This is a genomic window from Curtobacterium sp. MCLR17_034, assembly GCF_003234485.1.
In the GTDB taxonomy this organism is placed as follows: Bacteria; Actinomycetota; Actinomycetes; order Actinomycetales; family Microbacteriaceae; genus Curtobacterium; species Curtobacterium flaccumfaciens.
Genome location: NZ_QKTH01000020.1, coordinates 48,245 through 60,239, shown reverse-complemented (window position 1 = coordinate 60,239; position 11,995 = coordinate 48,245). Strand labels below are relative to the sequence as shown.

The 11,995-nt window shown below is 69.7% G+C and carries 9 protein-coding genes; 7 read left to right on the top strand and 2 right to left on the bottom strand.

Going from position 1 to position 11,995, the window contains the following annotated elements:
- Positions 1–51 precede the first annotated feature (51 nt).
- Positions 52–1,050 carry a LacI family DNA-binding transcriptional regulator gene (locus tag DEI98_RS16230; RefSeq protein WP_111101315.1) on the bottom strand — a complete coding sequence of 333 codons (999 nt, stop codon included), beginning with the start codon at positions 1,048–1,050 and terminating at the stop codon, positions 52–54.
- 164 nt (positions 1,051–1,214) lie between these two features.
- On the opposite strand from DEI98_RS16230, the gene DEI98_RS16225 reads away from it, so the two are divergent.
- From DEI98_RS16225 to DEI98_RS16210, 4 genes are all read left to right on the top strand, one after another.
- The gene (locus DEI98_RS16225; RefSeq protein ID WP_111101314.1) at positions 1,215–3,221 is read left to right on the top strand and encodes a glycoside hydrolase family 127 protein; all 2,007 of its coding nucleotides are present in this window, start codon (positions 1,215–1,217) and stop codon (positions 3,219–3,221) included.
- Complete coding sequence (locus DEI98_RS16220) at positions 3,218–4,534, top strand: sugar ABC transporter substrate-binding protein (RefSeq protein WP_258370902.1); 1,317 nt, start codon at positions 3,218–3,220, stop codon at positions 4,532–4,534. The genes DEI98_RS16225 and DEI98_RS16220 overlap by 4 nt, the downstream gene beginning before the upstream one ends.
- Positions 4,535–4,603: 69 nt before the next feature.
- The gene (locus DEI98_RS16215) at positions 4,604–5,572 is read left to right on the top strand and encodes a carbohydrate ABC transporter permease (RefSeq protein ID WP_111101312.1); all 969 of its coding nucleotides are present in this window, start codon (positions 4,604–4,606) and stop codon (positions 5,570–5,572) included.
- 4 nt (positions 5,573–5,576) lie between these two features.
- Entirely contained in the window at positions 5,577–6,530 is a 954-nt protein-coding gene (locus tag DEI98_RS16210) for a carbohydrate ABC transporter permease (RefSeq protein ID WP_111101311.1), read from the top strand.
- 252 nt (positions 6,531–6,782) lie between these two features.
- On the opposite strand, the gene DEI98_RS16205 is transcribed toward DEI98_RS16210, so the two are convergent.
- Positions 6,783–7,832, bottom strand: a complete 1,050-nt coding sequence (locus DEI98_RS16205; protein ID WP_081827356.1) for a substrate-binding domain-containing protein — start codon at positions 7,830–7,832, stop codon at positions 6,783–6,785.
- Between the two features lie 180 nt (positions 7,833–8,012).
- On the opposite strand from DEI98_RS16205, the gene chvE reads away from it, so the two are divergent.
- The 3 genes from chvE to mmsB all read left to right on the top strand — a co-directional run bounded on the left by chvE (position 8,013) and on the right by mmsB (position 11,964).
- Entirely contained in the window at positions 8,013–9,140 is a 1,128-nt protein-coding gene (chvE, locus tag DEI98_RS16200) for a multiple monosaccharide ABC transporter substrate-binding protein (protein WP_111029920.1), read from the top strand.
- Between the two features lie 102 nt (positions 9,141–9,242).
- Entirely contained in the window at positions 9,243–10,796 is a 1,554-nt protein-coding gene (gene mmsA / locus DEI98_RS16195; RefSeq protein ID WP_027466161.1) for a multiple monosaccharide ABC transporter ATP-binding protein, read from the top strand.
- Positions 10,783–11,964, top strand: a complete 1,182-nt coding sequence (gene mmsB / locus DEI98_RS16190; RefSeq protein WP_027466160.1) for a multiple monosaccharide ABC transporter permease — start codon at positions 10,783–10,785, stop codon at positions 11,962–11,964. The genes mmsA and mmsB overlap by 14 nt, the downstream gene beginning before the upstream one ends.
- The last annotated feature ends 31 nt before the right edge of the window (positions 11,965–11,995 follow it).

The following is an 11,995-nucleotide window of genomic DNA, read 5'->3' as shown; positions in this document are numbered from 1 at the left end:
GACGGGGTGTCGTGACCGCCCGACCACGGCGGACGGGGTGCCGTGACCGCCCTACGCGCCGACGGTGCTCTCGCGGATGACGAGCGACGGGGTGACAGCCGCCGACGACGCCGTCCCGCCGTCGATCAGGGCGAGGAGCGCCTGCCCCGCGACGCGTCCGAGTTCCTCGAGCCGCAGGTCCACGGTGGTCAGCGGCGGCCTCGAGGCGAGCGCCATCACGTCCCAGTCGTCGAACCCCGTGACCGCGACGTCTCCGGGCACCGAACGCCCGAGTTCCCGCAGCCGGTCGCACACGCCCCGGGCGATCTGGTCGCTGCCGCAGACGATCGCATCGACGTCGGGCGACTCCCGAGCCAACACGTCCACGGCCTGCCGCCCCCAGCGCTCCGACCACTCGCCGTACAGCGGGTCGGTGACCAGGTGCGGCCCGAGGACCGACGCGGCACCGGCGACCCGTCGAGCCGCGGACCGGTGCCGCGCCGGCCCCGTCACGATCGCGACCCGCTGCCGCCCGAGCGAGCGCACGTGCGAGGCGACCAGTGCCGAACCGGCGGCGTCGTCGAGGGTGATCGACACGTCGGCGTCGTCGGTCGAGGGCGTGAAGGCGTAGACGACCGGGATCGAAACGTCGATCGGGGGCCGGGCGTCGGCGGAACGGCCGGTCACGATGATGCCGTCGACGCCGCGGGCCGCCAGGGAGCGCAGGTAGTGGGCCTCGCGGACGTGGTCGTCGCGGGTGTCGCACAGCAGGACGGCCATCCGTCCGGCGGACAGGGCATCCTCGGCACCGAGCAGCACCGGGATCGAGAACCGTCCGAACGAGTCGGTGGTGATCATGCCGACGGTGTAGGTCCGCCCGGATGACAGCGCACGGGCCCGGGCATCGCCGACGAACCCGAGCTTCTCGGCGGCTTCCTTCACCCGCAGCCGGGTGGTGTCCCGCAGCTGCCCGGTGCCGTTCAGCGCCTTCGACGCGGTGCCGATCGACACCCCGGCGAGCGCCGCCACGTCGGTGATCCGGATCGACTGTCCGGTGCGTTCGAGCGTCACGGCAACCACCTTTCCGACGATCAGGGCGTGCCGATGACCTTACACAAACCCGCCGGAATGCTCTTGCGCGACGTGCGCCCCGTGTCGTAGCGTCCACCGCAGAAACCGTTTTCCGGATGGCCAGCTCCATCCGGACGGTGCCAGTCACATCGCAAGGAGGCGACATGACCACCACGCTCGCGACCGATCGCGGCGCGCACACCGCGACCCCGGTCCTCCCGACCGCCGACGCGCACCTCACGCTCCGGCCGCTGCCGACCGGCGACGCCCGGATCACCGGCGGCTTCTGGGCGCTCCGCCAGGAGCGCAACGGCCGCGACGCCGTCCGCAGCGGCTACCAGCAGCTCGAGACGGCCGGCAACTTCCGCAACCTCCGCATCGCCGCGGGACTCGAGGAGGGCGAGGCCGTCGGCCCGATCTTCATGGACTCCGACGTGACGAAGTGGCTCGAGGCCGTGGCCTGGGAGTACGGCCGCGCCCCCGCCGAGGACCTGCTCGACCTGCAGCGCGAGGTCACCGCCCTGTACGCCCGGGCGCAGGCAGAGGACGGGTACCTGGACTCCGTGCAGCAGGTCCGCGGCAAGGGCGAGCGGTACACGGACCTCAAGTGGAGCCACGAGATGTACTGCGCCGGGCACCTGTACCAGGCGGCCGTGGCCCAGCACCGTGCGACGGGCGACACCGGGCTGCTCGACGTCGCGATCAAGAACGCCGACCACCTGGTCCGCACGTTCGGCGACGGCACCGCACCGGACGGCACGCCGAAGACGCGCGACGTCGACGGCCACCCCGTCGTCGAGATGGGCCTGGTGGAGCTGTACCGCGAGACCGGCAACCGTGACTACCTCGACCTGGCGCACTGGTTCGTCGACGCCCGCGGGCACGGCATCATCGAGCGCGCCGGCGGCGAGCCGACGTACTTCTCCGACCGGGTGCCGAGCAGGCAGGCCACGACCGTCGAGGGCCACGCCGTGCGCGCCGTGTACCTGGCTGCGGGTGCCGTGGACGTCGCGATCGAGACCGGGGACACCGAGCTCCTCACCGCGAGCGAGCGCCAGTTCGCGGACATGATGGCGACGAAGGCCTTCATCACCGGCGGCCTCGGGGCGCGCTGGGACTGGGAGGCGTTCGGCGACCCGTACGAGCTGCCGACCGACCGCGGCTACGCCGAGACCTGCGCGGCCATCGGCGGGGTGCAGTGGGCCTGGCGGCTGCTGCTCGCCACCGGCAAGCCGGTCTACGCCGACGCGATCGAGCGCCTGCTCTACAACGCGTTCCTCGCCGGGGTGAGCCTGGCCGGCACCGAGTACTTCTACGTGAACCCGCTGCAGCAGCGCGACCACGCCCACCAGGACGAGAACCGCTCCCCCGCCCACGGGCGCCGCGGCTGGTTCGACTGCGCCTGCTGCCCGCCGAACATCATGCGCACCTTCGCGAGCCTCGACGGCTACCTGGCGACCGCGACCGACGGCGGGCTGCAGGTCCACCAGTACGCCACCGCCGACCTCGGTCCGGTGCGGGTCGAGACCGACTACCCGCACGAGGGCCGCGTCCGCGTCACGGTCACCGAGGACGGCCCGCTCGCCCTGGGTCTGCGGATCCCGACCTGGTCGGACACCACGACCGTCACGGGTCCGGACGGGTCCGCGAGCCCGACAGCGGGCACGCTGCACGTCGTCGACCGCGAGTGGTCGGCGGGCGACACCGTCGAGCTCGTCTTCGACACGACGCCGCACCGCTACGTCGCCGACGCCCGCATCGACGCCGCCCGCGGGCAGGTCGCGATCGAGCGTGGCCCGCTCGTGTACGCGGTCGAGCAGGCGGACCAGCAGGGCTTCACGGTCGACGATCTGACGGTCGACGCGGACGCGCCGATCACCGAGGAGCGCCGCGACGACCTGCTCGACGGCGTCGTCACGCTGCGGATCCCGGGGCACGCCCCGGCCGAGCACGTGCAGCCGGCCTGGCCGTACCAGCGTCTGGACGCGACCCGGTCTGGAGGCGCGGATCACGCCGGAGACGCGACCAGCGTCGACGACGTGGCCGGTCCGCAGGGCGCCACCACGGGCCTCCAGGCCGGTCGCGACGTCACCGCGATCGCCGTCCCGTACTACGCGTGGGCCAACCGGGGAGCCGCGCCGATGCGCGTCTGGCTCCCGCTGGCGCGGTGACCGGCGTGGACCGCCGTGCGTTCCTCGTCGGCGGCGTCGCCGGCGGGGCCGCCCTCGCCCTGGCCGGGTGCTCCGGCACCCTGCCGAAGGTCGTCGCGAAGCCCGCGAGCTTCGGGAAGAACGCGACCGGCACCGTGCAGGTGTGGTGCCGGTCGGCGACCCAGGCCGGCCTGACGTCGGCCGTCGCCGGGTTCAACAAGGCGAACCCGGCGCTGCAGGTCCAGCTGACGCCCGTGCCGGACGCGCAGTACGTGACCAAGCTCGCGACCGCGATCCGCGGGGGTGAGCCGCCGGACGTCGTCGACATCGACGACATCAACTCGCAGCTGTTCATCTTCCGCGAGGCGTTCGCCGACCTGACCGACGCGGTCAAGAGCCTGGACTACTTCGACGCGATCTCGCCGGGACACCTGCGCCTGCTCGAGTACCGCGACCGCTACTACGGCCTGCCCTACCTGGCCGACAACTCGCAGCTGTTCGTGAACACCGAGCTGTTCGAGCGTGCGGGCCTCGACGTCGAGGAGTCGACGAAGGACCTGTCCACGCTGCTCGACGCGGCGAAGGCCATCCGGAAGCTCGACGACGACGTGTACGGCTGGTCGATCTCCGGCAACGCCGCCGGCATCATCGGCTTCGTCACGCAGCCGCACGTCTGGGCGACCGGGGTCGACATGATGACCGGCGAGGTGGGCTCCCAGCGGGCGAACATCACCGGCAACGAGGCCCTCGAACGCATGCTCGAGTTCTACCGGCAGCTCTGGAAGGACGGCGTGCTGTCGAAGGCGACGTACTCCGACGCCGGCACCACGTGGGGTGCCGACTTCCGGGCCGGCAAGGTGGGGATCTTCCCGACCTCGTACGGGGCGACCGTGCCCGCGGCCACCAAGGCGATGCGGGCGAAGATGCAGACGGTGCTCATCCCGTCGTGGGACGGCCAGCGGTCGTTCTTCGACGGCGGGGACAACATGTGCATCCCGAACGGGGCGGCGAACCCGTCCGGTGGGTGGGCGTTCATGCAGTACGCGAACGGCCTCCAGCAGCAGCAGGCGCTGCCGGACGGCGGGTACTTCCCGACGCGGTCCGACGCCGCCACCCCGGAGTACCGCAAGCGGTTCCCACTGGCGTACGGGCCGCTCGACGCCATCGACAAGGGCTACGCACCGCAGACGCTGGCGTACAACCTGCTCAACAACCAGCCGTCGTCGCCGTACTTCGCGATGTTCCGGGAGGCCGTGTTCGGGTCGGGGAGCGCTGCCGCCATGCGGACGGCGCAGTCCGACTACCAGCGGATCCTCGACCAGGTGCAGGCCTGAGCCTGCCTGCCTGTCTTCTCCGCTCGTCCCGCTCGTCTCGCTCTTGTTGATGCACAGAGAGGTGCACGCATGTCGACCATCTCCACCCGGCGCCCCGCCGCCCGGACCGGCCCGGGCCGTCCCACCGTGGGCCGCGGCCCGGGGCGTGGCGGCTCCGTCCGGACCCGCAACTCGCTCACCCACCCGCCGCGCACCGGCGCCGTCCTCGTCGCCCCGGCGATCCTGTTCGTCGCCGTCTTCGTGCTCGTGCCGCTCGTGTTCGCGCTCTACATCTCGTTCACGAACTGGCCCCTGATCGGCCCGTACCGGTTCATCGGGCTGCAGAACTACCTGACGCTGTTCCAGGACCCGACGTTCGTGCACGCGATCGGCTACACGCTGCTGTACACGGCGATCGTGACCCTGCCGATCCTGGCGCTCGGGTACTTCCTCGCCGTGCTCGTCCGGGCCCGTCGCCGTGGCAGCACGATCCTGCGGACGGTGTTCTTCCTGCCGTACGTGGTCGGGCTGACGACGCTCTCGTTCATGCTCGTGCTCGAGGCGCAGCCGAACTCCGGGGCCGTCAACATGGTGTTCCGCTGGCTCGGGATCACCGACGGCAGCACCGCGTGGCTCGTGAACGGCCCGCTGGCGACGCTGCTCATCTGCGTACTCGTGGTCTGGGCGGTGTCCGGGCTGACCATGGTGCTGCTGATGTCGGCGATGCAGGGCGTCCCCGACGAGGTCTACGAATCGGCGCAGCTCGAGGGGGCCTCCTGGTGGCAGACCGAACGCCTCATCACGTTCCCGATGATCCGCTCGACCGTCGCGCTGAGCGTCATCATCTCGGTGATCGGCTCGCTGCTCGCCTTCAACCAGTTCTACATCCTGACCCAGGGCGGACCGGGGACCGAGACCACGACGATCGTGAACGCGATCTACAACCGCGGGTTCGTGAACCTGCAGCTCGGGGCCGCGACCGCCCAGTCGATCGCCCTCGTCGTGGTGATCGCCGCCGTGACGGTGTTCCAGTTCTGGGCACTGCGAGAGAAGGACTGACGCCATGAGCACCACGACCTCCCGTGCGGCCCTCGCGGCGCCGGACCTGTCCACCAGGACCCTGACCACCACGGGTGACGGCCGACGTCGGCGCCACCAGCAGGGCAGCGTCCAGCACCCGCGCGACACCACCGTCAAGCGCACCCTGTACGCGATCGCCGGCATCGGTTCCGCGCTCGTGTTCGGCATCCCGCTCATCTGGTCGATCCTGCGGGCCTTCCAGTCCGAGGCCGTCATCACGCAGGCCCCCGACCCGGCGACGTTCTTCCAGCTCGGGTGGCAGAACTTCGCCGCCGTGTTCGCCTCGTCGTCGCACCTGCTCACCGGCGTCGTGAACTCGCTCATCGTGTCGATCGCCACGGCGGTGCTGACCGCGGTGATCGCGACCATGGCGGGCTACGGGTTCGCGCGCTTCCGGTTCCGGGGCGCCGGGCTCGTGTTCGGCCTGGTGCTGCTGACGATGATGGTGCCGTTCCAGGCCATCCTCACGCCGCTGTACCTCGAGATGAACGCCATGGGGCTGACGAACTCGCTGCTCGGGCTCGTGCTGTTCTACACGACCGTGAACCTGCCGTTCGGGGTGTTCGTGATGCGGAACGCGTTCGAGTCGATCCCCACCGAGCTCGAGGACTCGGCGTTCGTCGACGGGGCCTCGCGCTTCCGGGTCGTCGTGTCGGTGCTCCGCCCGCTGCTCCTGCCCGGGGCGGCGACCGCGGCGCTCTACGCGTTCCTGGCGTCGTGGACGGAGTTCCTCGGAGCCCTGACGTTCCTGACGAAGGACTCGCTGTACACGCTGCCCGTCGCGCTGCTCAACCTGCAGACCGGGGCGTACGGGCAGGTGTCGTACGGCAACCTCGTCGCCGGGTCGGTGGTGGCGATGATCCCGTGCATCGCGCTGTACGTCGGGTTGCAACGGTTCTACGTCGCCGGGCTGTCGTCCGGGGCGTTGAAGGGCTGACGGTCGGGTCAGCTCGGGGTCGTGCACGGCTTCGCACCGTGCGCGGCCCCTCGGTCGGTGCGGGGTTGTGCGCGGCTTCGCACCGTGCGCGGCCGCTCGGTCGGTGCGGGGTTGACCGCTCGGTGCGGGACTGTAGCGCCGCACCGAGCGATCAACCTCGCACCGGCCGCACAACGCCGCACCGTGCGCCGCGGGCCCGCGCACGGGAGAACCTCGCACCACCTGGACACCGCCGCACGGTGCGAGGGGGCGCTACGTGCTGCGCCGCACCACCAGCTCGGGCGCGAGCAGCGTCTCGTCGCGGGGCTCCCCCTCGACCAGGGCCCGCACGGTGTCGAGCACCCGCTCCCCCATCGCCCGGAAGTCCTGCCGCACGGTGGTCAGCGGCGGCGTGAAGTGCGCGGCCTCGGGGACGTCGTCGAAGCCCACGACCGCGATGTCGTCGGGAACCCGCAGCCCTTCGTCGGCGAAGGCGTGCAGCACCCCGAGGGCCATCTGGTCGTTGCCCGCGAAGACCGCGTCGACCGTCCCCACGTCGATGTGCCGGGCGGCCGCGAAGCCGCTCGCCGGGGTCCAGTCGCCCTCGAGCACGACCGGTTCGAGCCCGGCGTCCTGCATGATCCGCACGTAGGTGGCCCGGCGCACCTCGGACTCCTGCGACACGTGCGGCCCGGCGATGTGCACGATCCGGCGGTGTCCGCGGTCGAACAGGTGCTGCATGACGAGCGAGGTGCCGGCCGCCTGGTCGATGGCGACGGCGGCGACGCTCGGCGCGACCGGGGTCCGGACGGCGTCTCGTTGCACCGCGTTCGACACCACGACGGGCACCGTGACCGGCACGGTGAGCGAGGCGAGGGCGTCGAGTACCCGGTTGTCGGCGGCGACCAGCACGATCGCGGCGACGTCCTGTGCGAGCAGCGTGGTGAGCGCCCCGGACAGGTCGGACGGCCGCGGTTCCTCGGGCAGGGTCGACAGCAGCACGTGGTACCCGGCGGAGCGGGCCGCCCGTTCGAAGCCGATCGAGGTGCTCGACGGTCCGTACAGCGCGTCGCCGGCGGTGATGATGCCGAGCGCCTTGCTCCGCCCACCGGCGAGCGCCCGGGCAGCGGCGCGGGGCCGGTACCCGAGCTCGGTGACGGCGTCGGTGACCTGCGTCCGGTACTGCTCCCGGACGGTCGGATCGCCGTTGATCACGCGGGAGACGGTCTGGTGGGACACGCCGGCGCGTTCGGCGACGTCGAAGATCGTCGGGGCCTTCCGGCGCTTGCCGCCCCTGCCCTCGGGGGCGGTCGTGGTGCTCACGTGGCCAACCGTACCGCTCGGTCCGGTCGCCGCGGCAAGATCACGAAACGGCGGTGTTGAGTTGACACCCCGTCACGGAACCCACAAGATGTGAGCGCTCACACGAGCGCATCCCACGGGGCACAGCAGCCCCGGCACCCGACCGCGTCGAGGACGACGCGAAGGAACAGAGGTACTTCGATGATGAAGCGCAGGATCATCGCGGGCGTCGCAGCCGTCGGCATCGCGATCTCGCTGGCCGCTTGCTCGGCCGGCGGCCGTGCGTCCACCGATGGTGGCGGCAGCGGCGACAACAAGGGCGCCCTCGTCGGCGTCGCCATGCCCACCAAGGTCTCCGAGCGGTGGATCAAGGACGGCAACGCCGTCAAGAGCGACCTCGAGAAGGCCGGCTACAAGGTCGACCTCGAGTACGGCGACAACAAGGTCCAGCAGCAGGCCCAGCAGGTCAGCAACATGATCACCAAGGGCGCGAAGGTCCTGATCATCGCGTCGATCGACGGTGGCGCGCTCTCCGACCAGCTCGACGCCGCCGCCAAGGCCGGCATCAAGGTGATCTCGTACGACCGCCTGCTCACGGGCAACAAGAACGTCGACTACTACGTGTCCTTCGACAACGAGAAGGTCGGCGTCGACCAGGCGAACAGCCTGCTCACCGGCCTGGGCGTGCTCGACGCGGACGGCAAGAAGACCGGCGAGAAGGGCCCCTTCAACATCGAGGTCTTCGCCGGCTCGCTCGACGACAACAACGCCGGGTTCTTCTTCAACGGCGCCATGAAGACGCTCAAGCCGTACCTCGAGGACGGCACGCTGAAGATCCAGTCCGGCCAGGACGAGCTGTCCCAGGCCGCGACGCAGCAGTGGGACCCGGCCACGGCCAAGGCCCGCATGCAGAACCTGATCGCGAAGTCCTACTCGGGCGGCACCACGCTCGACGGCGTGCTCTCGCCGTACGACGGCATCTCGATCGGCATCATCTCGGCGCTCCAGGGCGCCGGGTACGGCACGAGCGACCGTCCGCTCCCGACGGTCACGGGCCAGGACGCCGAGGCCGCCTCGGTCAAGTCGATCATCGCCGGCCAGCAGTACTCGACGATCTACAAGGACACGCGCAAGCTCGCCAAGCAGTCCGTCACCATGGCCGAGGACCTGCTCACCGGCAAGGACCCCGAGGTCAACGACACGAAGAGCTACGACAACAAGGTCAAGGTCGTCCCGACCTTCCTGTTCCAGCCGACGGTCGTCACGAAGGACAACTACAAGGAAGTCCTCGTGGACTCCGGGTACTACACCGAAGCCGACCTGAAGTAGTCAGGCCCATCTCACGGACCGGAGGCGCGGTGCCAGCCCGCACCGCGCCTCCAGTCCGTCTCCACCAGCGCGCGCACGCGCGCACGACGGAAAGGCGTCCACATGGCGGACACCATCCTCGAGATGCGGGACATCACCAAGACGTTCCCCGGCGTCAAGGCCCTGCAGGGTGTCTCGATCGAGGTCGAGCGCGGCCAGGTCCACGCGATCTGCGGCGAGAACGGCGCGGGCAAGTCGACGCTCATGAAGGTGCTGTCGGGTGTCTACCCGGCCGGCTCCTTCGACGGCGAGATCCTGCTCGACGGCGAACCCGTGCGGTTCGCGAACATCAACGACTCCGAGGCTGCGGGCGTCGTCATCATCCACCAGGAGCTGGCGCTCAGCCCCTTCCTGTCGATCGCCGAGAACATCTTCCTCGGCAACGAGCAGTCCAAGGGCGGCTTCATCGACTGGAACAAGACGAACCTGACGGCCGCCGAGCTGCTCAAGCGCGTCGGGCTGAAGGACAACCCCGTCACCAAGGTCGTCGACCTCGGTGTCGGCAAGCAGCAGCTCGTCGAGATCGCGAAGGCGCTCTCGAAGGAGGTGAAGCTCCTCATCCTCGACGAGCCCACCGCCGCGCTGAACGACGACGACTCCGCGCACCTGCTCGAGCTCATCCGCTCGCTGCAGGCCGAGGGGATGACGGCGATCATCATCAGCCACAAGCTCAACGAGATCAAGGCGATCGCCGACAAGGTCACGATCATCCGCGACGGCAAGACCATCGAGACGCTCGACATGCGGGCCGACGACGTGTCCGAGGACCGGATCATCCGCGGGATGGTCGGCCGCGACCTGTCGAACCGGTACCCCGAGCGCGAGAACCCCGTCATCGGCGAGGAACTGCTGCGGATCGAGGACTGGACCGTCCACCACCAGCTCGACTCGTCGCGCGAGATCATCCACCAGGCCAACCTCAACGTCCGCGCCGGCGAGGTCGTCGGCATCGCCGGGCTCATGGGCGCCGGCCGCACGGAACTCGCGATGAGCGTCTTCGGCCAGTCCTACGGCACCGGCATCAGCGGCACCGTCTACAAGCGCGGCACCCCGATCAAGACGCACACGGTCTCGCAGGCGATCGACAACGGCATCGCCTACGTCACCGAGGACCGCAAGCGCTACGGCCTGAACCTGATCGACGACATCAAGCGGAACATCTCCGGGTCGGCCCTCGGCAAGCTCGCCAACTGGGGCTTCGTGAACTCCTCGGAGGAGACCACGGTCGCGACCCAGTTCCTCAAGAGCCTCAACATCAAGGCGCCGAACGTCGACGTCGTGACCGGGAAGCTCTCCGGCGGGAACCAGCAGAAGGTCGTCCTGTCGAAGTGGATGTACGCCGACCCCGACGTGCTCATCCTCGACGAGCCGACCCGCGGCATCGACGTCGGCGCGAAGTACGAGATCTACACGATCATCAACCAGCTCGCCGACCAGGGGAAGGCGGTCATCGTGATCTCCTCCGAGCTCCCCGAACTGCTCGGCATCTGCGACCGCATCTACACCCTCTCCGAGGGCACCATCACGGCCGACGTCCCGCGCGCCGAGGCGACGCCCGAGGTCCTCATGCAGTACATGACCCAGGAACGGGAGACCCCTGTCAATGAACGCGCTTAAGTCCGCCGTCGGCTACCTCACCGGGCAGCTCCGACAGATCGGCCTGTTCATCGCGCTGATCGTCATCGTCATCTTCTTCCAGGTGACCACGAACGGCATCACGCTGGCCCCGATCAACGTCTCGAACCTGATCGTCCAGAACAGCTACATCCTCATCCTGGCCATCGGCATGGTCATGGTCATCATCGCCGGCCACATCGACCTGTCGGTCGGGTCGGTGGTCGCCTTCACCGGTGCCATGGCCGGCGTGATGATCACGCAGTGGAACATCCCGTGGCCGATCGCGGTCGTGCTCTGCCTGGTGGTCGGTGCACTCGTCGGCGCCTGGCAGGGCTTCTGGATCGCCTACTTCGGGATCCCGGCGTTCATCGTGACGCTGGCGGGCATGCTCGCCTTCCGCGGCGCAGCGCAGATCGTCCTGCAGAACCAGCAGATCTCGCCGTTCCCCGCCGGCTTCCGCTCGCTCGGCTCCGGCTTCCTGCCGTCCTTCGGCACCACCGGGTACGAGCCGCTCACGATGATCCTCGGCTTCGCCGCCGCGGCCGTCATGGTGATCGCCGCGTTCCGCGGTCGCATCACGCGTCGCAAGTACCAGCTCGAGAGCGAGCCGTTCGCCTGGTTCATCGTGAAGACGGCCTTCGGCGCCGTGCTCGTGATCTACGTGGCGCTCCTGCTCGCCAGCTACAACGGCACCCCGATCGTGCTCGTCGTGCTCGGCGCCCTCGTGGTGATCTACTCGGTCGTCATGCGGAGCGCGGTGTTCGGCCGCCACATCTACGCGATCGGTGGCAACGCCCTGGCCGCGCAGCTGTCGGGTGTGAAGACGAAGCGCGTCACGTTCCTGCTCTTCGTCAACATGGGAGTCATCTCGGCCCTGGCGGGCGTGGTCTTCACCGGCCAGCTCAACCTGGCGGCACCGGGCGCGGGCAACGGCTTCGAGCTCGACGCCATCGCTGCCGTCTTCATCGGTGGCGCGGCCGTCACCGGTGGCATCGGCACCGTGCCGGGAGCCATCGTCGGTGGTCTGATCATCGGTCTGCTGAACAACGGCATGTCGATCCTCGGTGTCGGCACCGAGTTCCAGTCCCTGATCAAGGGCCTGGTGCTGCTCGCCGCCGTCGCGTTCGACGTGTTCAACAAGCGCCGGGCGGCGTCCGCGCGCAAGTAGCGCGTTCGGGCGTGTGCGCGCGTGTGCGTGC